This window comes from Bacillus sp. FSL R5-0712 (assembly GCF_038593285.1).
GTDB classification, from domain to species: domain Bacteria; phylum Bacillota; class Bacilli; order Bacillales; family Bacillaceae; genus Bacillus; species Bacillus safensis.
In genome coordinates, this window is sequence record NZ_CP151981.1 from 1,694,104 (window position 1) to 1,717,750 (window position 23,647).

A 23,647-nucleotide genomic window follows, 5' to 3' on the forward strand; every position below is an offset into this window, starting at 1 on the left:
AATGACACTTTATTCAAAGAAAGAGATTGTCGAGCGCGCAAGAGAGCTCGCTAAAATGATTTCTGAAACGGAAGAAGTTGATTTCTTCAAAAAAGCAGAAGCGCAAATCAATGAAAATACAAAAATTTCAACGATCATTAATCAAATTAAGGCGCTTCAAAAACAAGCTGTGAACTTAAAGCATTACGGCAAACATGAAGCCTTAAAGCAAGTCGAAGAAAAAATCGATGCCCTGCAAGAAGAACTGGATGACATCCCAGTCATTCAAGAATTCAAAGAATCACAAATGGAAGTCAATTCCCTGCTTCAGCTTGTAGCGCACACAATTTCGAATCAAGTAACAGATGAAATCATTCTTTCAACCGGCGGTGACCTCTTATTAGGAGAAACCGGTTCAAAAGTGAAAAACTCATCACCAAGTTGCTCCATTAAATGAGAAAACCCCGCAGATGCGGGGTTTTTTGTTTGCGGACTCTTATTTATTTGTAATTTGTAGTTTAGTATTTAAAATCCCTTGGCATTATAGGTTTATAACGCTTAAATGTTGCTATAAGTCATGTATAACAGAAATAGATGAGATTTCTTGCGTTCTAATATTAAGGAAAATTAATACGGAATAGTAGAAAACCGCATAATACCTCATTAAAGGTGAGATCTTTGTGGTCACTAAAAACTCACTTCACCTTATATGTAATTTATATTTTATAGGCTGTGACATCAACAATTTGTTGATGTCACAGCCCCTTTTTTATTTTCTATGGTTACCTTATTTCTTCATAAAACACGTAATACAAACTAAAAAAAGTGGATATATTTTTTAATGATATTCTTTATTATTTTTAAATCTAATTTTAAATATAAAGAAAACCGAATGTTGATTTTTATAAATAGCCCCTCCTAAAGGGACTGTGACTTCATCATTAAACCACATCCTTCTATTCCAATCAACCTCCAAACCTCTCACTCTCCAACTTTTCCAATTTTCAAGGCAAGTTTATGGGCGACCATGCATACACTGAAACAGAAATGAATTTAATTGAACATGAAGTTCAAAATCGTGACACACTAGACGAATGCCCAGCATAAGATAAAACGATCAAGAACAAGGAGGCATGCCGGAATGTCTGAATACAGAGAAATTATTACAAAAGCGGTGGTTGCAAAAGGGAGGAAATTCACCCAAAGCACACACACCATTTCTCCATCGCAAAAACCAACCAGCATCCTAGGTGGTTGGATCATTAATCATAAGTATGATGCTGAGAAGGTCGGTAAAACCGTTGAGATCGAAGGAACATTTGATATTAACGTATGGTACTCTTACGCCGACAACACGAAAACAGAAGTCGTCACAGAGCGTGTGAAGTATGTAGACATCATTAAACTGAGATATAAAGATAAAAATTTCCTTGATGATGAGCACGAAGTAATTGCGAAAGTATTGCAGCAGCCCAATTGCTTAGAAGTGACCATTTCTCCAAATGGCAATAAAATTATCGTTCAGGCAGAGCGTGAATTCATTGCTGAGGTAGTCGGTGAAACAAAAATTGTCGTAGAGGTCGATTCAAGCTGGAAAGAAAAAGATGATCACGAGTGGGAAGAAGAAGTGGATGAGGAGTTAGAGGATATTCATCCAGAATTCCTAGCAGGTGAGACAGAAGAGTAAGGAATGACTAGGGCGCATATCCCCCTAGTTTTTTTGTGCTTGATCTAGGAGAAAAAAGGTGATTTTTTATGCTATAATTAGAGATGGTATGAATTCGAAAGTAATATAGTGAGGGATTAGAAATATGGCAAGTTATACGCCCATGATACAGCAATATTTAAAGATCAAGGCAGATTATCAAGATGCCTTTTTATTTTTTCGCCTAGGCGATTTTTATGAGATGTTTTTTGATGATGCAAAGGAAGCCGCGCAAGAACTAGAAATTACGTTAACAAGCAGAGACGGCGGCACAATTCCAATGTGCGGCGTTCCTTATCATTCTGCTTCTGCATACATAGAACAGTTGATTTCAAAAGGATACAAGGTCGCCATTTGTGAGCAGGTGGAAGACCCTAAAACGGCAAAAGGTGTAGTCAAAAGGGAAGTCGTTCAACTGATTACACCAGGAACCGTCATGGATGGTAAAGGTTTAAGTGAAAACGAGAACAACTTTATTGCGTCTGTTACCAGCTTTCAAAATGGGTACGGTCTTGCGCTGTCTGATTTATCAACGGGTGAAAACATGGCGGCTTTCATCGATCGATTAGATGAAGTCGTATCAGAAATTTATTCTGTCGGTGCAAAAGAAATTGTGGTGTCAAAGCAGCTGGATGAGGAAACAATCAAAACCCTTAAAGAACGCTGCCAAGCAACCATTTCATACGAAGATAGTGATGCATTATTAGAGGAAGCTGAACGGCTCGTTTCCCATCTAGACGAAAAGTTAAAAACGTCATTTTTAACACTATATGCCTATTTAAGAAGAACGCAAAAGAGAAGCTTGGATCATCTTCAGAAAGTTCAAGTGTTTGAACTTGAACAAACGATGAAAATCGATCTTTACTCAAAACGAAACCTAGAATTAACAGAAACGATTCGTTCAAAAAGCAAAAAAGGCTCTTTATTATGGCTGTTAGATGAAACAAAAACAGCGATGGGCGGCAGACTGCTCAAGCAATGGATCGATCGGCCGCTTATTCGCCTTTCGCAAATTAATGAGCGTCAGGAAATGGTGCAAATCCTGATGGATCATTTCTTTGAGCGAGAGGATCTGCGCGAACGATTAAAGCAAGTATATGATCTTGAGCGTTTAGCGGGCCGCGTGGCATTTGGCAACGTGAATGCCCGTGATCTCATCCAGCTCAAAGAATCCTTAAAACAAGTACCGGATATTAAACAACTCGTTCATTCATTACCAGAGGAAATGGCGAAATCAAGAGCGAATGAGATTGATCCTTGTGATGACTTGCTTGATTTATTAGAAGATGCACTTTATGAAAATCCGCCGATGACGATAAAAGAAGGCAATCTGATTAAAGATGGCTACAATGCAAAATTAGATGAATACCGTGATGCCAGCCGAAACGGAAAGGACTGGATTGCACGGCTTGAACAGCAGGAAAGAGAATATACCGGCATTCGCTCCTTAAAAGTCGGGTTTAATAAAGTGTTTGGTTATTATATCGAAGTGACACGCGCAAATACACATCTGCTGGAGGAAGGGCGTTACGAAAGAAAACAAACGCTTGCCAATGCAGAGCGGTATATCACACCTGAATTAAAAGAAAAAGAAGCACTGATTCTTGAAGCAGAATCAAATATTAACGAATTGGAATATGAACTATTTACAGCTCTCAGGGAGCAAGTAAAAGGCTATATTCCTAGATTACAGCTGCTTGCAAAACAAATGAGCGAGCTTGATGCGCTTCAATGCTTTGCGACTGTCAGTGAAAAGCGCCGTTATATCCGGCCGGAATTCTCAGAGGATGACGTGGATGTCAAAGATGGCCGACACCCTGTCGTTGAAAAAGTGCTGGATCACCAGGAATATGTACCGAATGACTGCCATATGGGAAAAGGCAGACAAACCTTACTCATCACTGGACCAAATATGTCAGGGAAAAGCACGTATATGAGACAAATGGCGCTCATCTCGATTCTTGCGCAGATTGGCTGCTTCGTTCCTGCGTCAAAGGCGACGCTTCCAATCTTCGATCAAATCTTTACACGTATTGGTGCAGCAGATGATTTGATTTCTGGTCAAAGTACTTTTATGGTAGAGATGCTCGAAGCAAAAAATGCGATGGTGCATGCTACGAAAAACAGCTTGATTTTATTTGATGAAATTGGACGCGGGACAAGCACCTATGATGGAATGGCTCTTGCGCAGGCGATCATTGAATTTGTTCATGATCATATTGGGGCCAAAACCCTATTTTCTACACATTACCATGAGCTCACTGTCCTTGAATCCCAATTAAGCGAGCTGAAAAATGTTCATGTGCGAGCTGAAGAGCATGAAGGCACGGTCGTTTTCTTACATCAAATCAAAGAAGGTGCAGCTGATAAAAGCTATGGTATTCATGTAGCGCAGCTTGCTGAATTGCCTGATGCCATCATTAATAGAGCCCAGACCATCTTAACTGAGCTTGAGAGCGGATCACATGATGTGACCCCGCACGTCGTATCTGCAGCACCAAAAGCAGAAAAGACTGTAGAAAAACAGCAGCTATCTTTCTTTGAAGTAGAAGAAAAACCGCAGCCAAAAGCTGCACTAAAACAGAAGGATCAAGCGGTCATCGACGAATTAAAGTCTTACAACCTAATGGATATGACGCCGCTTGAAGCAATGACAAAGCTGTATGAATTGCAAAAGAAATTATAATGTAAGGTGAGGTGAGCAGAAATGGCAAAGATTATTCAGTTATCCGATGACCTATCCAATAAAATTGCTGCAGGTGAAGTGGTCGAGCGCCCGGCTTCTGTTGTAAAGGAGCTTGTGGAAAATGCGATCGATGCAAAAAGTACAGTCATTGAAATCGATGTAGAAGAAGCAGGTCTTTCTTCTATCAGGATTATTGATAATGGTGTTGGAATCGATGCTGAAGATTGTAAGCTCGCCTTCCAGCGCCATGCAACGAGTAAAATCAAAGATGAAAATGATCTGTTTCGTGTTAGAACGCTCGGATTCAGAGGAGAGGCGCTGCCAAGTATTGCATCCGTCTCTCACCTAGAAATGAAAACAAGTACTGGCGAAGGAGCTGGGACACACTTAGCTTTGCAAGGCGGGAAGATTATTTCAGAGAAAAAAACCTCTGGCCGCCGCGGCACTGAGATTGTGGTCACCAATTTATTTTACAATACGCCAGCCCGCCTAAAATACATGAAAACCGTTCATACGGAACTTGGCAATATATCGGATGTTGTCAATCGAATTGCGCTAGCTCATCCCGAAGTATCGATCCGTTTGCGTCATCAAGGGAAAGTCCTGCTACAGACGAATGGAAACGGAGATGTGCGTCACGTACTTGCGGCTATTTACGGGACAGCTGTGGCTAAAAAAATGCTGCCGCTTCACGTACAATCACTTGATTTTGAAGTGAAAGGATATATTTCCTTACCAGAAGTGACGAGGGCATCACGGAATTATATGTCTTCTGTTGTAAACGGCCGATATGTCAAACATTTTCCGCTCGTGAAAGCGATCCATGAAGGGTATCACACGCTGCTTCCGATTGGCCGTCATCCAATTACATTCATTGAGATGAAGATGGATCCCATTCTAGTGGACGTGAACGTTCATCCATCGAAGCTAGAAGTGAGGCTAAGTAAAGAACAGGAACTTCATGATCTGATTAAACAAGGAATTAAGGAAGTATTTCAAAAGCAGCAGCTCATTCCAAGTGCTTCAGTACCAAAAAAAGCACCAATGCCAGCTGTGAAAAATGAGCAGCAATCCTTAACCTTTGATGCGAAACAAAGGAACGCAAGCCCAGCGGAAACACCGCTAACCTATCAGCCGGAGCCGCACGAGTCGGTCGTATACGAGACAAGTCATACCGATGCATACGGAATGCCTAAACAAGAGAAGGCAGAAGCATCATCACCAGTATTTTATGAAGAAGCCTCATCTGAGCGTGTTCATTTAGAGGAATCCGCCGCTTCACTTGAATATGAAGAGACGGTACTGCATGAAGATGTGACAGAAACGATTCCTGAAAACGAACGCGTCCCTGTGATGTATCCAATTGGGCAAATGCATGGCACATATATTTTGGCTCAAAATGAACGAGGGCTTTATATCATCGACCAGCATGCGGCTCAAGAGCGAATCAAGTATGAGTATTATCGTGAGAAGGTAGGAGAGATCGAACAGGAAGTGCAAGAAATGCTCGTCCCCTTAACATTTCACTACTCTAAAAACGATATGCTGATCATTGAAGAGCATAAGGATATTCTCGCGAAAGTGGGGGTCTTCTTAGAGCCCTTTGGTTCAGGTAGCTACATCGTTCGGTCGCATCCGCAGTGGTTTCCAAAAGGTGAAGAGGCTGAATTGATCGAAGAGATTATAGAGCAAGTGCTTGATGAAAAACGTGTTGATATTAAGAAACTAAGAGAAGAAGCGGCGATTATGATGAGCTGTAAAGGCTCAATCAAAGCAAATCGTCATTTGCGTCATGATGAAATCAAAGCCTTATTAGATGAACTTCGGCAAACGAAGGACCCATTTACCTGTCCGCACGGCCGGCCGATCATCATTCATCACTCCACTTATGAAATGGAGAAGATGTTTAAACGGGTGATGTGATATAAAAAAAGCGCTCTAATCAGAGCGCTTTTTTATTTAGCATCCGCAAGGATCTGGCGGTGTGACCACAACTGGCCGTGTATTAATATCAATCGTATCTTCTGCATAAAATGTGGAACCGATGCTGATGGCTCGATTTTCTGCACGGAACGTGTATGTACCTGCAGCAGGAAGTACTTTATGTGAAAGCTTTAATGTATATTTGGAAATTCCAAGTAAATCCAGTCTGAGCGGAATACGAACGGTTTGTCCGTTGTTCAAAATATAGCTGTCTTTTAATGCTTTGCCGTTCATAATGTCTTTAGTTGTTGCCTGGAAACCCTTTGGCAGAGTGAACTCAACCGCACCAAGACTTAGAACAGAATTTGGGCTGTATGTCAGCTCAATGTCAGAAAAAGACCATTCCTGCTTACTTGCTCCTGTAATTTTTGCGTAAAGTGCAGCTGGTTTTGCATTGGTTGTTGCTTTGCCGGCTTCCTCAGCAGATGCAGAAAGCGGTACTGACAGCGCCATAACCAATGTGAGCATCCCCATCATAAGAATCGTCCATGTTTTTTTCATTTTTTCCTTCCCCCTTGTTGAATATAGGTAAATAATAGATGATTACACCCATTATTTACCTATAATGTTACCATATTACCATATGGTATTAAATGGGATATTATACCCTTATTTTGTCATTCTTTAGTAATAGCGGGGAAATAGCGCATTTGGTTGATTCATTCCGTAATAATGGCCTGGCATTTGCTGGTTTGTTGGCATCATCATATGCATATCTTGATAACCATATGGATGGTGTGGCATCATCCCATATCCACCATAATGGCCTAGATGATGGTGATCCTTCATTGGAACATGCTTTGAAAAGGTATCATGCTGATTTGGGAACGGTGAATAAACTGAATGATGATGTGGATGGTGCGCGTTATACACATCTTTTTTGCCGCTATGATAATGGTTTGGCATATTCATATGATCATGCATGTTTGGCGCGATCATATGCTCATGATTGGCTGTATACACATTTTCAAATGTGTGATAGGGATTTTCTTGGTGATAATGATTCATTTGGCTGTTCATATCGTTCATGTATATCTCATCCTTTATGTCAGGTTGCCATATCCTATGAGACAGATCTGCTTCATGAGCCTATCCATATGAAAGAAAAAAACCGGCTTTTCAGCCGGGAAAAGGAAAAGCAGGTAAAGCGTCAAGCGTTAAATTGTGTAGCTGTGTCTTCTTCTGCGACGCTTTTTACATCTGCTGCAGACACTTTTAGGAAAATAACAGGGATCGTAGCTTCGAGAGGTATCCCAAAAATCGCTCTCAAACCATTTATCTTTTTTATGACAAAACTTTTTTTCTTTACATGGATCCTCATGGCAATGATCGTCATGCTTTTTATGGCAGTGTGAGTGGGAATGTTTGCACTTGCATTTGCACATTGTCATCCCTCCTAAATGTGACTCAATGCTAGTATATGCAAGAAAGAGTCATGAGGACTGGATGCTCATGCTTCTTTTATAAAAAAAGGCTTTTTCTAAAAAAACTCAAATAAAAAGAATTGACTAGTGCTAAATTAACATGATAAAATATAAATTTTTATCCTCTGACGAAATGTGTTATAATGATATTGTGAATACTTTCGGAGGTGGCGGATTTGTTTCAAATAGGTGATAAAATTGTTTATCCAATGCATGGAGCCGGTGTGATTGAAGGAATGGAAGAAAAAGAGATTTTAGGTAAGACACAGGAATATTTCCTGATTCAAATGCCGAATATGCAGATGATGGTCCCAAAAGGCAGAATCAATCAACTAGGTATACGTCCGGTAGCAGATCAAGCAACGCTGAAAGTTGTGATGAACAATTTTGCAGAAGAAACAAACGACGACACGCTTACTTGGAAGCAAAGATATGATGAAAATCTGAAAAAGCTAAAAACAGGTGCGATCGAAGATGGTGCAGACGTTGTGAAAGATCTAATGAGACGAAATCAGAAGAAAGCGTTAAATTCAAGTGAAAAGAAGATGCTTGAAGATGCAAGAGGCATGTTAGTGAGTGAGATTTCACTTGCACAGGGACTGACGCAAGATGAAGTGATGACAGCTTTAGAGAATGAATTAAGAATGTAATGATGATATACAGAGACTAGCTGTAAACTGAAGGGGACTACTTCTTTTGTTTACAGCTTTTTTGTTTGAAAAAAAGAGTAATATTGCCATTTTTGTAGGTGGTTTTAACTAAAATTGAAATGAGGTCATACGATTTAGTTTTTACGTTCACAACAAAAATTTAAAGACCTCTGAAATACCTAGATCATATGAAAAACAGGTAACTTCTCCTGATTCATTCAAATGAGCCGGACAACCTTTGAATTTTCTAAGCCATTGATAGTAAAATATTGCGGTAAGATGACACCTAAGAGAAAAAAGGAGCGGTGAAATGAAAAGGCTACTAATATGTGGATTCATCTTTCTTATTCTGTGTACTCTTTTAATGGTGAAATGCAGCCATTCTGTTCAAGAAAAAAAAGAGCAAAAGCAGCATCATCAAGAGGTAGAAAAGTATCGAAAAGAGCGAAAACAAGGCGATCAATATGAAAGCTTTAAACAGCTCATGCGATATGAAAGAGACGGTTATGAGATAGAATTTCACGAAAAGGGCGGAAGTGATTTACTTGTATTTTCTCCTCATGGAGGTGACATTGAACCAGGAACAAGTGAAATTGTAGAAGCCTTTCAAGAAAGCTACTCTACGTATTTGTTTGAAGGTACAAAGCAAGACAATAACCGGGACCTGCATATCACGAGTACCAATTTTGATGAACCCATTTTGGTTCAAATGATTAAAACGTATCCTTTTTCAATTTCCATCCACGGCTATAAAAGTGATAAAAGACACACGCTCGTTGGCGGCACAAATGAAAAAATGCAAAGAGCAGTTGTACGAGAACTAAAAGATCGGGGATTTTCCGCAGAAATGGTACAAAAAGGCGAACGGCTTTCTGGTACAGATCCCAAAAATATAAATAATCGAAATGCGAGTGGTGAAAGCGTTCAGCTCGAAATTAGTACAGCGCAAAGAGAAGCTTTTTTTGATAATTTTGAGACGAGAAAAGGAAAGAAAAAAGCATTTAGACGCTATATTAATGCATTAAAAGAAGTACTAAGAGAATTCGATCCGTCTGCGTAAAAAAGTTTGATGGGCAAAAGTACTCTATTTAAACTTGGTAAAAAAGATAGGAATATGCGATTTGAACATAAAATATGTAATAACTTACAATTTGCCTTGAAAACATAAATTATGTAAAATAATAGTTATCAGTTTGATATGATAGAATGGGGCTGAAGTGGATGGCACACAAAATACCATCTTCCGAAGTAGGTGTAAAGATCAATCAATGGTACACGCATATTTGCAAATTTGAAGTTGAACAGGCAAACGGCATGAAGCGCCTTGTTGAAGAAGAAATTCATGATATGGAAGAGGATCAAGATTTACTCCTATACTATTCTCTAATGGATTTTCGCCATCAAATGATGCTTCAGCACTTAGCGCCAGTCCATGCAGGGAGTGAAACGCTTCAAGCAGTGTCCTTTCCTAAAGAAATTGACGATGCAGAAGATGAAATGACAGGCTTACTCGGCTATTATTTTCATTTTTTTCATGGAATGTATGCGTTTATCCAGCGCCGGTATATCGAGGCCATTTCATATTACAAGCATGCGGAACATCAACTGATTTTAGTGACAGATGAGATCGAAAAAGCAGAATTTTACTATAAAATCGCAGAAGTATACTATCATATGAAACAAACCTATTTCTCCATGCACTACGCTAAAAAGGCAAGAGACATCTACAAGAAACATCAGCTTTATGGAAAAAGAAGCATTCAATGTGATTTTGTCATGGCAGGTAATTGGATTGATGTTAATCAGTATCAAAAAGCGCTTCCTTATTTAGAAAAAGCGTTAAAGGTCTGTGAAGCGATGGAACAAAAAGAATGCACATCTTACTTTAAAGCAATGGCTCTTAATAACTTAGGCACTTGTCATTATAGTATGGGAACGTACCATACAGCGACTGTCTTTTTTGAACAAGCCATTTCACTTTATCAGAAAGATCAAGCATCCACGATGATCAAATCGTTGTTTTCACTTGCCCTTACTTGTTTTAAACTCGGAGATATCAAGCGGGCGGGCGAGGCCATATCTACAGGAATGGAAGAGGCTTGTGTATTGGAAGATGAAATTTATCAGCTGAAATTCCAATTTTTGCAGGCGCTCTATATAGAGAAAGACGGCTGTGAGCAATTGAGGTCGGCCCTTTTTGGTCTGAGAAATAAAAAAATGTTTGCTGATTTAGAGGAATTAGCACTTGATGCGGCTAATTATTATAAGGAACGCGACATGTACAAGGAATCCTCCACTTTTTTTGAGATTGTGATCGAAGCGCGTACGCACATTCAAAAAGGAGATGAGATGTATGAGAACGAAGCATAACATGTCAGCTGCTCAAGTAGATGAAAGACTTCACACTTAAAAATGAGACAAACAACACCCTTTACGCAAAACGTAAAGGGCTTTTTTCTTTATTCTTTGATTGCTTTTTCTGCGTCAATTGCACCTGCTCCATAAACCATCGGGTCATCCCCAGACCACTTGCTTGTATTTTCTTTTAACAGGGTTTTGACTTCATCCGGTGTTAAATCTGGTGAATGCTCTAGTAGTAGAGCGCAAATACCAGCACAAATCGGTGTTGCCATCGATGTGCCAGATAACGTTGTATAATCATGATCGACTCTGCTTGATTTATCAAGTTTATCCAGAAAGGATCTTGGTGATCTGAGAGAAACGATGTTTACTCCAGGTGCGAGGACATCAGGCTTTGCCTCCCCGTAAACCGTTGGTCCTCTGCTTGAAAAAGGTGCCATGACATCGTCACTTGATTCTGGTGTATTCCTGTCATCGTAGGCTCCGACCGTAATGACTTTTTGACTGACAGCAGGGCTTGCAATCGTCTGGCTGTTAGGACCAGAGTTTCCGGCAGCGACGCATACAACAATCCCTTGATCCCAAGCCGCATTGACAGCACGCACCATTGGATCGTCCTGTTCGTCATCATAACGCTGCGCAGCTCCGCCCAGCGACATACTGATAATATGAATCGGATCATCCGGGTTTTCTTCGTTGAATTGTATGCACCATTCAACACCTTCTATAATAGTAGAAAGTGATCCAGCCCCTTGTTTATTTAACACTTTCACGCCAATCAGATTTGCTTTTGGGGCAGGTCCTTTGTATAAGCCGTCTGAGGCGGCTCCATCTCCAGCGACATCTCCCGCGCAGTGAGTACCGTGGCCATTATCATCATAAGGCTTTGTTTTTTGTTTGATTAAATCCACAAAATCTCGAATTCTTCCATCTAAATCTTCATGTGGATAAATTCCCGTGTCAATGACAGCGACCGTAATGCCTTCTCCTGTTAAAGTTGTCCCGTTTCGGATGACTTCTTCAGCATGGCTTGCTTCTGTGGCTACATCCAGCAGCGCATGAACTTTCCGGTCTAAATAAATTTTACGAATATGCTCACCGTTTGCTAATAGGTCCTCTAAAGCAGCAGGCGTTAAATCAGCAGCACAGCAGTCGATATGTGAAAAATGCCGTCTTATATTTGTTTTTCTGCTTTTTTTCATGAGCTGCTTTGTGCTTTGAATCCCTGCCTCGGCTGCACCTTCCTTAAATTCAATGATCACACGAAGCTTCTTTTTCTTCTTCAGCCTGCCTTCGAAAAAACGATGAAGAAAGCATGGCGTCCATTTAAAAGGTTTATAAAGGTGAAGAACGGTCTCTCTTAAAGGCTGATCTAGTTTACTAGCATGTGTTCTGACCATCTGCACCATAGAAAATCCAAACATGAGATGCCCTCCATTCCAGCTATCCATTCTCGTACACTCTTACGTTATGAGAATGAGAACTGCTTGGTTCGGATTCTTGTCCCTCCTTTTCTTTATATTGGCGGCTTGCTTATGTCTTTCAAAAAAGAAAAGCGCTTACATTTTGTAAAATAATAGAAAAAGGTGGAATTCACGTAGAATCTGCCGATGATAGGTGGGAGAGTTCTTCTGAGAGAACCAGTGAAACAAAGGATTTTGCAGAAAAAGGAGGGCTGTGGACAGGGTCAATGCTCATATAAATGTGATGCGTGACAGATGGAAAACATCAAATCCTTATCAAAAAAAGCCGAATTAAAGAAAACAGACTGGATAGGACTAGGTCATATTAAACATAACGTCATTTTTTTGTCATACTATTCTAACTCTGTTTTCAAAGAGGAGAGGCGTTTCTGTGTATATAAATGCAATTATCTTATTTTTGAGGAATCTCATGATCTAGAGTGTTATGATCAAACGTGAAGAGAAAATGTGGAAAAAATGATAAGAAATGATGATTCAATATTAATCATAGAAACGGCTTAGAAATCTGTTAAAGGAGAACGGGAATGAAGAAGTTTTTTGCTTTGCTTCTCCTGCTTGCGATCGGATGGGGCGTTTATTATACTATGCAAGCACAGGAACATGATGAGCCAGTGTCATCAGGTGGGGAAGACGAAAGCGGTTCAAATGATATTTATCGAAATTTTAAAGAACTTGAAGAAAACGAATCAACAAACAGCTATAACATTACAGCCAACCCAGTGCCTGGCAGCCGCCTTCTTGTGATGTCACCTCATGGCGGGAGGATCGAAGGCGGCGTGAGCGAGATCGTCCATTTTTTTGACAACGATTTTTCGACGTATTTATTTGAAGGTCTAAGAGAGAATGCATCAGAACTTCATATTACAAGTACAAACTTTGATGAGCCAATCGGCGTCGCGCAGGCAAAAGCACATGATTACATCTTAGCAGTGCATGGATACAAAGGCGAGGAAGGTATTGACCATACTCTCGTCGGCGGAACAGATTACGATCGTGCAGAGAAAATTGTGAGCTCATTAGAGCGGAACGGGTTTTCTGCTGAACTAGCTGTCGCACACGCAACCCTGAGCGGGACAAGCAATCATAATATTAATAATCTTACAAAAACAGGGCAAAGTGTGCAGCTTGAGATTAGTAGAAGTCAGCGTGAAGCTTTATTTGACAGTTTCGATTTTCGGAGACGGTCAAGTACAAAAAACGAGACATTCTATCGTTATGTCAGGGCGATTCGGACAGTGCTGGATGAAGAATATACGTAAGGGCTGTGCACATGTTAAGACAAGCAGGGGAATTCTTGTTACACTATGAACAGTGATAACAAAAGGAGAGACGGATATGGCGCGTCATCATTTTCATCTTCAGGCAAGCTGGCCCGGTCTGCGTAACGATGTGGGTACAATCGCATGTGAACAATTAAAAACAAAGATTTCGATTCCAAAGGAAATGGACGGTCCAGGTATTGGAACCAATCCAGATGAGATGCTCTTAGGTGCAGCGGCTACGTGTTATATCATTACACTTGCAGCCATGATGGAGCGGAGTCAATTAGACAAAGAGGATCTATCGATGAGCTCTGAAGCCGTCGTAGATGTGACAAATGGTGTGTTTACTTATGAGGAAATCATTCATCGGCCTGTCATCACCCTCAAAGAGTCCGCTTCCGCACATGATATTGAGCTGGCCCGAAAGCTTGCGCATAAAGCCGAAAGCTCATGTATGATTTCAAGAGCTGTTCAGGGGAATGTGAACATTTCCTTAGAAGAAACCATTCAAGTCGGCCGTTAAAACAAAAAAGTCATTTTCTCTAGAAATATGGAGAAAATGACTTTTTTTATGACGTCCATTCGGTTTGATCGAGTTGTGCTTTGGTTTCGTTCTTTTGCTTCTTGGATTGATTTAAGACAATCACGCCGCAGATGACAAGTGCAAGGCCGATGTAGCCTTTCGTGCTGATCGTTTCGTTAAACAGCACAAGTCCTACAAGAGCAGTGAGAGCTGTTCCAACGCCAGACCAGGTTGCATAGGCAGACGAGAGCTCGATGGTTTTAAGTGCCAAGCTCAGGAAAGTAAAGGCGCATCCAAATCCGATCAGTACCCCGATACTCGGCAGCAGCTGCGAAAAGCCTTGAGAAAGCTTCAGCATTGTACTGCCAAAAACCTCCGTCAAAATGGCTCCTGTTAAGTAGAGTATTCCTTTCATCATCTCCCACATCCTTTATGACATATTTAATAGTACGACCCCTGAGACAAGCATCGCCATGCCAATGACGGCTTTTTGGTTCAAGGTTTCTTTGAAAAAGAGCACGCCAAAAATAGCCGTGAGAACCGTGCCAACCCCAGACCATGTTGCGTAAGACATGCTTAGCGGAATGATATTGAGCGTCAATGACAGCATATAAAAAGCAAGTGTATAGCCAGCCACAACAACCGCGCTAGGCTTCCAGCGCGTAAAACCATGAGATAATTTTAACATCGCGGCGCCAATGGCTTCTGAAAAAATGGCCACAGCTAAAAAAAGATATCCGAGGATCATGATCATCCCTCCTCTAATAGGTGTAAAATCCGATGAAGTAAAAGGTTTTTTTCCTCTCTTTTCAGCGGTTCAAGCTGAAACATTTCTGAAAACCATATCCATCACATGCAAGGCGGATCAGCTGACTCAGTCCAGGATCGCTTATTTCCTCAACTGCTTTTTCTTTGAACTCCGTATAAAAATCACGCCAAGGTTGCAGCAGCGCATCATCAAATGACATGGTAGCTAGCATACTTGTACATAGCTGCGTCGTATGCTGCATATTTAGATCATGTAATGTGGTCAATAGATATGCGCGTACATAAGGCGCTTTTTCGTGTTTGTATGTTTCGTAATACGTCTCGAGCTGCTGACGAAAGCAAAGAATCGCATGCTCATTCATTTGTTGGATGAGCTCTTCCTTGCTTGAAAAATGATAAAGCAGACCAGCTTTGGTCATATTTGCATGCTCTGCCACCTGCTGAAGGGTGAGCTGGCTTAATCCTTCTTTTAAAATTGTGCTGGCAGCTGCATCAAAAATTTGCTCTTTTTTGGTTTTAGACATAAAAAAAACACCTACTTTACTGAACAGTCGGTAAAGTAAATGTTAACCCATAAAAAAAGAGTGTGTCAATCGATTCATTTTATGAACGGATGTTTTCACTTAAACGTCATATTTAATACCAAGGGTATGGTCCATATGGCGGGTATGGCGGATAAGGGTATCCATAGCCATATCCTGGCGCAAGCAGAGATCCAGCAAGCAGGCCGCCAGCAAAACCACCTAAAAATGGAGGTCCAAAGAATCCAGGTCTTCCAAAGCCAAACCCTGGGCGGCCAAATCCAAAACCAGGTCTCCCAAATCCAAAACCAGGTCGGCCAAACCCAAATCCAAAAGGTCTTCTCATGTCTTCTTGAATAAACGGAGGTGCGTCAAAATAATTCATAATAAAAGGCTCCTTTCTCATAAAATCACTGTAACTGACATCAGTGTATTCCAGCAGCCTATAGATGTTTGGGTGAACGCCTAATATAAGGAGGAATGTTAGAAATGGGCCTGTATCCATCTGATTGGGCAAACTGTCCGCCGCATGCTCATGCATATAAAGCACGTACAGATGTAACGGAGGGGCATTATCATTTAATAGAAGGTATTTCTCAGCCTGTAAATGGAAGCAGTACCGACCGGCATACTCATTTTTATCGCGGGATTACCTCCTTTGAAAGAGGGCATTTTCACAGGTACTACGGGGTCACAGGGCCGGCAATTCCAAGAGTGGATGGAACACATTATCACGAGATCGAGGAAGTCACCTATTCAGCCTATCTCGATTCTGTTCCCATTCCATATGGAGGTGTCGTCTATAGTCCAGATGAGAAGCGGCCAACACATAAGCATCGTTTAAAAGGAAAAACATATGAAGTGGTTGGAAATGAACCGCTTGGCTGGTAATGGGCAGGAGATAGGAGAGTAAGAAAAGTTATGCTATACTGTAGGCAGTTTTGTAAAAGTGAGTGATGTTATGAATAAAGCGAAGCAGCCAGTAATTGTGTTAGTAGGGCCGACGGCTGTCGGCAAAACCAAATTGAGCATTGATATAGCCAAAGCATTTAATGGAGAGATTATCAGCGGGGATTCTATGCAGATTTATAAAGGGATGGATATCGGAACAGCTAAAATCACTCCCGAAGAAATGAATGGCATCCCGCATCATTTAATTGATATTAAACAGCCGGACGAATCTTTTTCGACAGCTGAATTTCAGCAGCTGGTTCGTGCGAAAATCAAAGAGATTGCGGCTAGAGGGAAAACGCCAATGATTGTCGGCGGAACAGGCCTCTATATCCAATCTGTTTTATATGATTACACATTTACGGATGAGAAAAGTGATCCTGCTTTTAGAGAAGAAATGGCGCTCTTTGAACAGCAGCACGGCGCGCTTTTGCTGCACGAAAAGCTAAAGGCAGTAGATCCTGATGCGGCAAACGCTATTCATCCAAATAACGTCCGCCGCGTGATCCGGGCGCTGGAAGTGATTCATACAACAGGTCAGAAAATGTCGGAGATGCAAAACGGGCATCAAGAAGTTCCTCTTTATGATACAGCCTTCATTGGGCTGAAAATGGATCGAGAGGTTTTGTACGAGCGCATTCATCAGAGAATTGATATGATGATAGATGAAGGCTTAATTGAAGAAGTGAGAGCACTTTATCAATCTGGCTTGAAGGATTGTCAGTCTGTTCAAGCCATTGGTTATAAAGAGCTGTATGCCTATTTTCAAGGTGACTGCTCACTTGATGAAGCCATCCAGCAATTAAAGCAAAATTCCCGTAGATATGCGAAGCGTCAGTTCACGTGGTTCCGTAATAAAATGGCGGTCACTTGGTTTGATATGACACCGCCTTGCCACTTTTCAGACAAAAAAGAGGAAATTTTCGCATATATAGCAGGAAAGCTTGGACTTAAAGCGAAACTGTAGTTATCAGAATCAAGGAGGACGAAACATGAAACCGATTAATATTCAGGAGCAGTTTTTGAATCAGATCCGCAAAGACAATACATTTGTCACAGTATTCTTGCTGAATGGCTTTCAGCTTCGCGGTCAAGTGAAAGGGTTTGACAATTTCACGGTGCTGCTTGAAACAGAAGGGAAGCAGCAGCTTATTTATAAACACGCCATTTCTACATTTGCACCTCAAAAGAATGTAAATCTAGAATTAGAATAGGATATGTTGTATTTAAAATAGCCCCATGCCTCTGCGAATAAACCGGCCGGAACCCGCTACGTTTTTTGTCAGTGCAGAGGGGCTATTTTGCATGCAATGAAACTTTTCTGCCAAATTTCCGTATCATTCCTTATTGGATATTAGAAGGGTGAGGGGATTTATATGGAAAATGCAGAGCTTGAATTAAGAAGGATTAGAGTGATCCTCCTTTTGATTGGAATTGTTGTCTTGTTTGGATCGTGCGCTATCTCAAACATTGAAACGAGACAAGAAAGTTGGAATAACCATTCTCATGAAAATGCAGATGGCGTTTTACCATCATCTGCTGCACTAAAAAATAATCATTTTGCTGTTGTGAAAGATGATCAAGTACATGTGTACCGATTTGATGAAAAAGAAGGAGAGCTGACTCTCGTTACAACGAAATACATAGATGAATGGGACGACGAAGAATATGATGATGACCTTGATGAAGAAGAGTAAGCACGTAAATTTACAAATGAATGTGAAGCCGCTACACTATAATCATGCATCAGACATTTAGACAGAAAAGGATGAGTTCATGACACATAAAATTAAAATTAATCATTGGGAACAAACTTGTGAAGACGATTCCTGTTTCGAATATGGAACGAGTGTTTCTGTAAATGGGAAAGAATTAGTGAGAGAAGCTTCAATCGTCTCTGCGCTTGAAGCGGTGCTAAAAGAATTAGGTGTTGAAGTGGAAATTACAGAAGTGTCAGAAGATTTACAGTGCGATGCCTACAAAAAATAAAACAAAAAGTCTAGTCTACTAAGCGATTTTTTTTCGTGTTATGATAGATTTCGGTTTCAGTTGAATAGGGAGTAGAGCAGTCTATTTTTAGATCCTGTTCTGCTCTATTTATTTGAACGTACGAGTTCGGCTATGAAGGTTCGGCCGGGTTGGTTGATTTTTTTCGTTTCGAACATCTATATGTTGTGTTTTGAAAAAACATAGTATACTATATATAGTGAATAGCGAAATGATCAACAATACTAAAAACTAGGTCGTGATGGAATTGATTCAAATCGTATTTGATTCAAAAACAGGAAATGTTCAACGCTTTTTGGACAAGACCCCTTTTACAGACAAACGAAAATTGACTGGAGAAGAGTTTTTGGATACGCCGTTTATTCTCGTCACCTTTACAACAGGATTTGGACAAGTCCCTAGTACCACTCAGTCCTTTTTAGAGAAAAATGCTCACCTTTTACTAGGTGTTGCGGTGAGTGGCAACAAAGTGTGGGGAGATAATTTTGCAAAAAGCGCCGATACGATTTCTAAACAATATCAAGTTCCTATTTTGCACACCTTTGAACTAAGCGGAACAAAAAGGGATGTTGAATTGTTTACACAGGAGGTAGAAAGAATTGTCACAAAATCAGGTTCCAAAGTGGATACAATTAAATAACGAAATTATGATTCAAAAAGAAGGAAAGTTTCAGTTCGATAAGGACAAAGAAGCTGTACATAGTTATTTCGTAGATTACATTAATCAAAACACGGTCTTTTTTCACAATCTAGAAGAGAAGATTGATTACTTAATAGAAAACGACTACTATGAGGAAGAATTTTTAAGACAATACAGCATGGCAGATATTAAAGAAGTCTTTGAAGCTGCATATGCCAAAAAATTTAGATTCCCATCATTTATGAGTGCGTTTAAGTTTTACAATGACTATGCACTGAAAACAAATGATAAAAAGAAAATCCTTGAACGCTATGAAGACCGCATTTCAGTTGTAGCACTTTTCTTTGCGGGCGGGGATAAAGAAAAAGCACTTGAGTTTGTAGAACTGATGATCAATCAAGAGTACCAGCCAAGTACACCAACTTTCTTGAACGCTGGACGTAAAAGACGCGGTGAGCTTGTGAGCTGCTTCTTGCTTGAAGTAAATGATTCACTAAACGATATTTCAAGAGCGATTGATATTTCCATGCAGCTGTCAAAACTAGGCGGCGGCGTCAGTTTGAACCTGTCAAAACTTCGTGCAAAAGGTGAAGCAATCAAAGATGTCGAAAACGCGACAAAAGGTGTCGTCGGCGTGATGAAGCTTCTTGATAATGCATTCAGATATGCAGATCAAATGGGGCAAAGACAAGGATCAGGCAGTGCCTACCTGAATATTTTCCACAGAGATATCAATGATTTCTTAGATACGAAAAAAATCTCTGCCGATGAAGATGTTCGCGTGAAAACTCTATCCATTGGAGTCGTCATCCCGGATAAATTTATCGAGCTTGCTAGAGAAGATAAAACAGCTTACACTTTCTATCCGCATACAGTCTATAAAGAATATGGACAGCATCTTGATGAGATGGACATGGAAGAAATGTATGACGAGCTTGTAGAAAACCCAAAAGTCAAAAAAGAAAAAGTCAATCCGAGAAAGCTTCTTGAAAAATTGGCTGTTCTACGCTCAGAATCAGGCTATCCATATATCATGTTCCAAGATAATGTAAACAGAGAGCATGCCTTGAACCATATTTCACGAGTGAAATTCTCAAACCTTTGCTCAGAGGTGCTTCAGGCTTCAGAGGTTTCTTCTTACACGGACTATGATCAAGAAGATGAAATCGGCCTTGATATTTCTTGTAACCTTGGTTCATTAAATATCATGAATGTCATGAAAAACAAATCGATTGAAAAAACGGTTAAGCTTGCAACAGACTCACTAACACTTGTGTCTGAAACAACAGACATTCGCAATGCACCAGCTGTTCGAAAAGCGAACAAAGCGATGAAGTCAATCGGACTTGGTGCGATGAACCTTCATGGGTATTTAGCTCAAAACCAAATTGCTTATGAAAGTGAAGAAGCAAGAGATTTCGCAAATACGTTCTTTATGATGGTGAACTATTATTCAATTAAACGCTCAAGTGAGCTTGCGAAAGAAAAAGGAGAAACATTCCATCGTTATGAAGGCTCTGGCTATGCAACTGGTGAGTACTTCAATAAATACGTGGAGAATGATTTCACACCAAAAACAGAAAAAGCAGCAGCACTATTTGAAGGCATGCACATTCCAACAAAAGAAGACTGGGCAGCACTCAAAGAATTTGTAGCGGAACATGGCATGTATCACAGCTATCGTTTATGTATTGCACCAACAGGTTCCATTTCTTATGTTCAATCGGCAACAGCTTCTGTGATGCCAATTATGGAACGTATCGAAGAAAGAACATACGGCAACAGCAAAACCTATTACCCAATGCCAGGTCTATCAGCACAAAACTGGTTCTTCTATAAAGAAGCGTACGATATGGACATGTTTAAAGTGGTCGATATGATCGCAACGATTCAGCAGCACGTCGATCAAGGAATCAGCTTTACACTATTCTTAAAAGATACGATGACAACGCGTGATTTAAACCGCATCGATCTTTATGCACACCATAAAGGCATTAAGACACTTTATTATGCAAGAACGAAGGATACAGGGCAGGAAGGCTGTCTTTCTTGTGTTGTTTGATTAAAGGAGAGTTTAACGTGACAAAAATTTATGATGCAGCCAACTGGTCAAAACACGAAGACGATTTTACACAAATGTTTTACAACCAAAATGTGAAGCAGTTCTGGCTTCCAGAAGAGATTTCCTTAAACGGAGATCTCTTAACATGGAAATATTTAGGTGAAAAAGAGCGAGATACGTACATGAAGGTACTTGCTGGACTGACTTTACTTGATACAGAACAAGGAAATACAGGGATGCCGATTGTTGCTGAACATGTGGACGGCCATCAGCGTAAAGCTGTACTCAACTTTATGGCAATGATGGAAAATGCGGTGCATGCGAAATCATACTCAAATATCTTCATGACACTCGCACCAACTGAAACGATCAGTGAAGTGTTTGAATGGGTCAAGAAGAATAAATTCCTGCAAAAGAAAGCAGATATGATTGTCAGTTTATACCGTTCGATTCAAAAGGACGATCCTATTTCTCTCTTTAAAGCAATGGTTGCTTCTGTTTATTTAGAAAGCTTCCTATTTTATAGTGGTTTTTACTACCCGCTTTATTTCTATGGACAAGGAAAGCTCATGCAAAGTGGTGAAATCATCAACTTAATTTTGCGTGATGAAGCGATTCACGGTGTGTACGTTGGATTATTAGCACAAGAAATTTACAACAAACAAACACCTGACGTGCAAAAAGAGCTGTATGATTTCTCTATTGACCTTTTAAACGAGCTTTATGAAAATGAACTTCATTACACTGAAGATATTTATGACCAAGTCAATTTATCGCATGATGTGAAAAAGTTCATTCGTTACAATGCCAATAAAGCGTTAATGAACCTTGGATTTGCCCCTTACTTTGAAGAAGAAGAGATCAACCCTATTGTATTGAACGGACTCAATACAAAAACAAAGTCGCATGACTTCTTCTCAATGAAAGGGAACGGCTACAAAAAAGCAACAGTTGAGCCGTTAAAAGATGACGACTTCTTCTTTGGAGATGAATCATAAGGAAAGCGTAAAAGTCAAAACGCATCACTCGTTTTGGCTTTTTGCCATTTCTAACAATGTGATAGTTACATACTGGAGGTTACCGAACATGGGAAAAATGGACGAAATCATTTTAGTAGCACCACGCGCACGCGTGTTTCAAAACGAAACACTTGCGTTTAATGGTGTGAACAGTGAAGAGAAAACAATCAGCACCATTATGAAAGAAATCGAAGAGCACTTCGAGCAAATGCGAAGAGGCGATGCAGAAGAAAATCCTGACTTCAAGCAGCCGATTCCTTATGTCGTGATTAAGCGTGAGGACGAAGTGTATGTATACGAAAGACTTCAAGGCGGGGGAGAGACTCGCTTACATCATAAGTTATCTCTTGGCTTTGGGGGGCATATGAATTTCATCGAAGGAAAAAACTTTGCTGAGATTCTAAAAGAAAATACAGATCGTGAGCTGGACGAAGAACTTTCTATTCAAGAAGAAGACAAACTTGAAATGAAAACCCTTGGTTTAATCAATGACGATGACAACAGTGTCGGCCGTGTGCACATCGGACTGTTATCAGCGCTTGAGCTATCTCCGGGTGCTCATGTGGAAGTAAAAGAAACAGATCAAATCTCAGGAAAATGGATGAAAGCAGCCGATTTGAAAAAGCCTGAATACTTCGATCGTCTTGAAACATGGTCTCAATTTGTCGTTAACATCTTAGCGTAAATGAATACACAACAAACCGGCTCAGCAGAAGACTTGAGCCGGTTTGTTTCGTTACAACAGCTTCAGCTTATTGGAAAACGAATGCGTCGTGACCGGCCTGCTTCAATCTTGCGACGAGATCATCTGCATTTTGCTTTGTACGGAAAGCCCCGGCCTGCACTCGGAACATGCCGCCGTCTAATACAACAAACGCGTCAAAGCCTTTGGATTTAAGTGTTGCTGTTAATTCATCTGCATTGGCTTTCACTTTGAAAGCTCCTGCCTGCACTTTATAAAGATTACTTGCTTTTTTTTTCAATTGAAAGGCTTCTTCTAAACCAGTCGCATGAGCGCGAGCGATGCCTTGAAGGAAGGTTGCGTTGCGGAGCTTATTAGCATCAGCTGCTGTATCGATGAAACCATTCTCTGTTAAAATAGCGGGCATAGAAGTTTCTCGAAGAACGTGGAAGTTCGCAGTTTTCTTGCCGCGGTTCGCAAAATCAACCGAGCGGACAATTTCATCATGAAGGGCATTGCGATACGTGGTGGTCGGTGCTGAAACGCCAGGATACACATAGCTTTCAAACCCTGTGCCCCCGCCAGCATTAATATGAATAGACACGAAATAGTCAGCTCCCCAGCTGTTTGCCGCATTTGTACGCTGGGACAAAGTGACGGATTGGTCAGTTGACCGACTTAAGCGGACGGAAACCCCATCATATTCACTAATCAAAATGTCTCTCAACAAAAGCGCGATTTGAAGTGTTATATTTTTCTCCAAAAGTCCATTAGCACTAGCTCCAGAATCTGTTCCTCCGTGGCCAGGATCAATAAAAATTTTCACCATCTATTCATCACCTCGTCTTTATTTTATGAGAAAATAGAAGAATTGCCTGTACAAAATGCGGAAATCATTGAGACTCTTTTCTGCATCATTTGTGATTAAAAAGCTACATTT

General features: G+C 40.5%; 27 protein-coding genes. 19 read left to right on the forward strand and 8 right to left on the reverse strand.

The features are described 5' to 3' along the window. The first annotated feature begins 1 nt into the window (after window position 1). From NSU11_RS08405 to mutL, 4 genes are all read left to right on the forward strand, one after another. Complete coding sequence (locus NSU11_RS08405) at window positions 2–436, forward strand: RicAFT regulatory complex protein RicA family protein (protein WP_008358013.1); 435 nt, start codon at window positions 2–4, stop codon at window positions 434–436. A 684-nt stretch (window positions 437–1,120) separates the two neighbouring features. Beyond that, the gene (gene cotE / locus NSU11_RS08410; RefSeq protein ID WP_024424105.1) at window positions 1,121–1,666 is read left to right on the forward strand and encodes an outer spore coat protein CotE; all 546 of its coding nucleotides are present in this window, start codon (window positions 1,121–1,123) and stop codon (window positions 1,664–1,666) included. Window positions 1,667–1,790: 124 nt separating this feature from the next. After that, entirely contained in the window at window positions 1,791–4,370 is a 2,580-nt protein-coding gene (mutS, locus tag NSU11_RS08415) for a DNA mismatch repair protein MutS (RefSeq protein ID WP_342493877.1), read from the forward strand. A gap of 21 nt (window positions 4,371–4,391) precedes the next feature. Next, a complete protein-coding gene (mutL, locus tag NSU11_RS08420; protein WP_087978924.1) occupies window positions 4,392–6,293 on the forward strand; it encodes a DNA mismatch repair endonuclease MutL in 1,902 nt (633 codons plus the stop codon). A 36-nt stretch (window positions 6,294–6,329) separates the two neighbouring features. Here mutL and bslA read toward each other — a convergent pair whose 3' ends face one another. Together bslA and NSU11_RS08430 are read right to left on the reverse strand one after the other, a co-directional pair. Continuing rightward, a complete protein-coding gene (gene bslA / locus NSU11_RS08425) occupies window positions 6,330–6,854 on the reverse strand; it encodes a biofilm surface layer hydrophobin BslA (protein ID WP_024424102.1) in 525 nt (174 codons plus the stop codon). A gap of 123 nt (window positions 6,855–6,977) precedes the next feature. After that, window positions 6,978–7,382 carry a hypothetical protein gene (locus NSU11_RS08430; RefSeq protein WP_024424101.1) on the reverse strand — a complete coding sequence of 135 codons (405 nt, stop codon included), beginning with the start codon at window positions 7,380–7,382 and terminating at the stop codon, window positions 6,978–6,980. 68 nt (window positions 7,383–7,450) lie between these two features. On the opposite strand from NSU11_RS08430, the gene NSU11_RS08435 reads away from it, so the two are divergent. The 4 genes from NSU11_RS08435 to NSU11_RS08450 all read left to right on the forward strand — a co-directional run bounded on the left by NSU11_RS08435 (window position 7,451) and on the right by NSU11_RS08450 (window position 10,797). Continuing rightward, complete coding sequence (locus NSU11_RS08435) at window positions 7,451–7,708, forward strand: hypothetical protein (RefSeq protein WP_024424100.1); 258 nt, start codon at window positions 7,451–7,453, stop codon at window positions 7,706–7,708. Window positions 7,709–7,953: 245 nt separating this feature from the next. After that, window positions 7,954–8,427, forward strand: a complete 474-nt coding sequence (locus NSU11_RS08440; RefSeq protein WP_024424099.1) for a CarD family transcriptional regulator — start codon at window positions 7,954–7,956, stop codon at window positions 8,425–8,427. 310 nt (window positions 8,428–8,737) lie between these two features. After that, window positions 8,738–9,487, forward strand: coding sequence for a poly-gamma-glutamate hydrolase family protein (locus tag NSU11_RS08445; RefSeq protein ID WP_024424098.1), 750 nt, complete (start codon window positions 8,738–8,740; stop codon window positions 9,485–9,487). 161 nt (window positions 9,488–9,648) lie between these two features. Beyond that, on the forward strand, window positions 9,649–10,797 hold the full coding sequence (locus tag NSU11_RS08450) for a Rap family tetratricopeptide repeat protein (protein WP_024424097.1): 1,149 nt from the start codon (window positions 9,649–9,651) through the stop codon (window positions 10,795–10,797). 89 nt (window positions 10,798–10,886) lie between these two features. On the opposite strand, the gene NSU11_RS08455 is transcribed toward NSU11_RS08450, so the two are convergent. Continuing rightward, on the reverse strand, window positions 10,887–12,212 hold the full coding sequence (locus NSU11_RS08455) for a S8 family peptidase (RefSeq protein ID WP_024424096.1): 1,326 nt from the start codon (window positions 12,210–12,212) through the stop codon (window positions 10,887–10,889). Window positions 12,213–12,796: 584 nt separating this feature from the next. Here NSU11_RS08455 and NSU11_RS08460 point away from each other — a divergent pair. Continuing rightward, window positions 12,797–13,531, forward strand: coding sequence for a poly-gamma-glutamate hydrolase family protein (locus NSU11_RS08460; RefSeq protein WP_024424095.1), 735 nt, complete (start codon window positions 12,797–12,799; stop codon window positions 13,529–13,531). Between the two features lie 76 nt (window positions 13,532–13,607). Further along, on the forward strand, window positions 13,608–14,057 hold the full coding sequence (locus NSU11_RS08465; protein ID WP_024424094.1) for an OsmC family protein: 450 nt from the start codon (window positions 13,608–13,610) through the stop codon (window positions 14,055–14,057). Window positions 14,058–14,103: 46 nt separating this feature from the next. Here the strand turns inward: NSU11_RS08465 and NSU11_RS08470 are convergent, their stop codons facing one another. The 4 genes from NSU11_RS08470 to NSU11_RS08485 all read right to left on the reverse strand — a co-directional run bounded on the left by NSU11_RS08470 (window position 14,104) and on the right by NSU11_RS08485 (window position 15,731). Then, a complete protein-coding gene (locus tag NSU11_RS08470; protein WP_024424093.1) occupies window positions 14,104–14,472 on the reverse strand; it encodes a multidrug efflux SMR transporter in 369 nt (122 codons plus the stop codon). 15 nt (window positions 14,473–14,487) lie between these two features. Then, complete coding sequence (locus NSU11_RS08475) at window positions 14,488–14,805, reverse strand: multidrug efflux SMR transporter (RefSeq protein ID WP_024424092.1); 318 nt, start codon at window positions 14,803–14,805, stop codon at window positions 14,488–14,490. Between the two features lie 61 nt (window positions 14,806–14,866). Then, on the reverse strand, window positions 14,867–15,349 hold the full coding sequence (locus NSU11_RS08480) for a TetR/AcrR family transcriptional regulator (RefSeq protein WP_238550012.1): 483 nt from the start codon (window positions 15,347–15,349) through the stop codon (window positions 14,867–14,869). Window positions 15,350–15,461: 112 nt separating this feature from the next. Then, complete coding sequence (locus NSU11_RS08485; protein WP_024424091.1) at window positions 15,462–15,731, reverse strand: hypothetical protein; 270 nt, start codon at window positions 15,729–15,731, stop codon at window positions 15,462–15,464. Window positions 15,732–15,835: 104 nt separating this feature from the next. Between NSU11_RS08485 and NSU11_RS08490 the strand changes: the two genes are divergently transcribed. The 9 genes from NSU11_RS08490 to NSU11_RS08530 all read left to right on the forward strand — a co-directional run bounded on the left by NSU11_RS08490 (window position 15,836) and on the right by NSU11_RS08530 (window position 22,710). Further along, the gene (locus NSU11_RS08490) at window positions 15,836–16,237 is read left to right on the forward strand and encodes a YmaF family protein (protein WP_024424090.1); all 402 of its coding nucleotides are present in this window, start codon (window positions 15,836–15,838) and stop codon (window positions 16,235–16,237) included. 70 nt (window positions 16,238–16,307) lie between these two features. Continuing rightward, entirely contained in the window at window positions 16,308–17,264 is a 957-nt protein-coding gene (gene miaA, locus NSU11_RS08495) for a tRNA (adenosine(37)-N6)-dimethylallyltransferase MiaA (RefSeq protein WP_024424089.1), read from the forward strand. 25 nt (window positions 17,265–17,289) lie between these two features. After that, complete coding sequence (gene hfq / locus NSU11_RS08500) at window positions 17,290–17,511, forward strand: RNA chaperone Hfq (RefSeq protein ID WP_024424088.1); 222 nt, start codon at window positions 17,290–17,292, stop codon at window positions 17,509–17,511. A gap of 162 nt (window positions 17,512–17,673) precedes the next feature. Continuing rightward, complete coding sequence (locus NSU11_RS08505; protein ID WP_024424087.1) at window positions 17,674–17,994, forward strand: YmzC family protein; 321 nt, start codon at window positions 17,674–17,676, stop codon at window positions 17,992–17,994. Between the two features lie 79 nt (window positions 17,995–18,073). Then, window positions 18,074–18,286: a hypothetical protein gene (locus NSU11_RS08510; protein ID WP_003212415.1), complete on the forward strand. Its 213-nt coding sequence runs from the start codon at window positions 18,074–18,076 to the stop codon at window positions 18,284–18,286. 265 nt (window positions 18,287–18,551) lie between these two features. After that, complete coding sequence (gene nrdI / locus NSU11_RS08515; RefSeq protein WP_008360380.1) at window positions 18,552–18,944, forward strand: class Ib ribonucleoside-diphosphate reductase assembly flavoprotein NrdI; 393 nt, start codon at window positions 18,552–18,554, stop codon at window positions 18,942–18,944. Next, window positions 18,904–21,006: a class 1b ribonucleoside-diphosphate reductase subunit alpha gene (gene nrdE / locus NSU11_RS08520; protein ID WP_024424086.1), complete on the forward strand. Its 2,103-nt coding sequence runs from the start codon at window positions 18,904–18,906 to the stop codon at window positions 21,004–21,006. Before nrdI ends, nrdE begins: the two co-directional genes overlap by 41 nt. 17 nt (window positions 21,007–21,023) lie before the next feature. Further along, a complete protein-coding gene (nrdF, locus tag NSU11_RS08525) occupies window positions 21,024–22,004 on the forward strand; it encodes a class 1b ribonucleoside-diphosphate reductase subunit beta (protein WP_024424085.1) in 981 nt (326 codons plus the stop codon). Window positions 22,005–22,092: 88 nt separating this feature from the next. Next, window positions 22,093–22,710: a hypothetical protein gene (locus NSU11_RS08530; protein ID WP_024424084.1), complete on the forward strand. Its 618-nt coding sequence runs from the start codon at window positions 22,093–22,095 to the stop codon at window positions 22,708–22,710. A 67-nt stretch (window positions 22,711–22,777) separates the two neighbouring features. On the opposite strand, the gene NSU11_RS08535 is transcribed toward NSU11_RS08530, so the two are convergent. Continuing rightward, window positions 22,778–23,536 (reverse strand): N-acetylmuramoyl-L-alanine amidase, encoded by a 759-nt coding sequence (locus tag NSU11_RS08535; RefSeq protein ID WP_133743796.1) that lies wholly within the window; start codon window positions 23,534–23,536, stop codon window positions 22,778–22,780. Window positions 23,537–23,647: the final 111 nt, after the last annotated feature.

Excerpts from the sequence above, each read along its gene's own strand:
- NSU11_RS08405 (WP_008358013.1), top strand. The coding sequence starts at position 2 with ATGACACTTTATTCAAAGAAAGAGATTGTCGAGCGCGCAAGAGAGCTC.
- cotE (WP_024424105.1), top strand. The coding sequence starts at position 1,121 with ATGTCTGAATACAGAGAAATTATTACAAAAGCGGTGGTTGCAAAAGGG.
- mutS (WP_342493877.1), top strand. The coding sequence starts at position 1,791 with ATGGCAAGTTATACGCCCATGATACAGCAATATTTAAAGATCAAGGCA.
- mutL (WP_087978924.1), top strand. The coding sequence starts at position 4,392 with ATGGCAAAGATTATTCAGTTATCCGATGACCTATCCAATAAAATTGCT.
- bslA (WP_024424102.1), bottom strand. The coding sequence starts at position 6,854 with ATGAAAAAAACATGGACGATTCTTATGATGGGGATGCTCACATTGGTT.
- NSU11_RS08430 (WP_024424101.1), bottom strand. The coding sequence starts at position 7,382 with ATGAACGATATGAACAGCCAAATGAATCATTATCACCAAGAAAATCCC.
- NSU11_RS08435 (WP_024424100.1), top strand. The coding sequence starts at position 7,451 with ATGAAAGAAAAAAACCGGCTTTTCAGCCGGGAAAAGGAAAAGCAGGTA.
- NSU11_RS08445 (WP_024424098.1), top strand. The coding sequence starts at position 8,738 with ATGAAAAGGCTACTAATATGTGGATTCATCTTTCTTATTCTGTGTACT.
- NSU11_RS08450 (WP_024424097.1), top strand. The coding sequence starts at position 9,649 with ATGGCACACAAAATACCATCTTCCGAAGTAGGTGTAAAGATCAATCAA.
- NSU11_RS08455 (WP_024424096.1), bottom strand. The coding sequence starts at position 12,212 with ATGTTTGGATTTTCTATGGTGCAGATGGTCAGAACACATGCTAGTAAA.
- NSU11_RS08460 (WP_024424095.1), top strand. The coding sequence starts at position 12,797 with ATGAAGAAGTTTTTTGCTTTGCTTCTCCTGCTTGCGATCGGATGGGGC.
- NSU11_RS08465 (WP_024424094.1), top strand. The coding sequence starts at position 13,608 with ATGGCGCGTCATCATTTTCATCTTCAGGCAAGCTGGCCCGGTCTGCGT.
- NSU11_RS08470 (WP_024424093.1), bottom strand. The coding sequence starts at position 14,472 with ATGAAAGGAATACTCTACTTAACAGGAGCCATTTTGACGGAGGTTTTT.
- NSU11_RS08475 (WP_024424092.1), bottom strand. The coding sequence starts at position 14,805 with ATGATCCTCGGATATCTTTTTTTAGCTGTGGCCATTTTTTCAGAAGCC.
- NSU11_RS08480 (WP_238550012.1), bottom strand. The coding sequence starts at position 15,349 with ATGTCTAAAACCAAAAAAGAGCAAATTTTTGATGCAGCTGCCAGCACA.
- NSU11_RS08485 (WP_024424091.1), bottom strand. The coding sequence starts at position 15,731 with ATGAATTATTTTGACGCACCTCCGTTTATTCAAGAAGACATGAGAAGA.
- NSU11_RS08490 (WP_024424090.1), top strand. The coding sequence starts at position 15,836 with ATGGGCCTGTATCCATCTGATTGGGCAAACTGTCCGCCGCATGCTCAT.
- miaA (WP_024424089.1), top strand. The coding sequence starts at position 16,308 with ATGAATAAAGCGAAGCAGCCAGTAATTGTGTTAGTAGGGCCGACGGCT.
- hfq (WP_024424088.1), top strand. The coding sequence starts at position 17,290 with ATGAAACCGATTAATATTCAGGAGCAGTTTTTGAATCAGATCCGCAAA.
- NSU11_RS08505 (WP_024424087.1), top strand. The coding sequence starts at position 17,674 with ATGGAAAATGCAGAGCTTGAATTAAGAAGGATTAGAGTGATCCTCCTT.
- NSU11_RS08510 (WP_003212415.1), top strand. The coding sequence starts at position 18,074 with ATGACACATAAAATTAAAATTAATCATTGGGAACAAACTTGTGAAGAC.
- NSU11_RS08530 (WP_024424084.1), top strand. The coding sequence starts at position 22,093 with ATGGGAAAAATGGACGAAATCATTTTAGTAGCACCACGCGCACGCGTG.
- NSU11_RS08535 (WP_133743796.1), bottom strand. The coding sequence starts at position 23,536 with ATGGTGAAAATTTTTATTGATCCTGGCCACGGAGGAACAGATTCTGGA.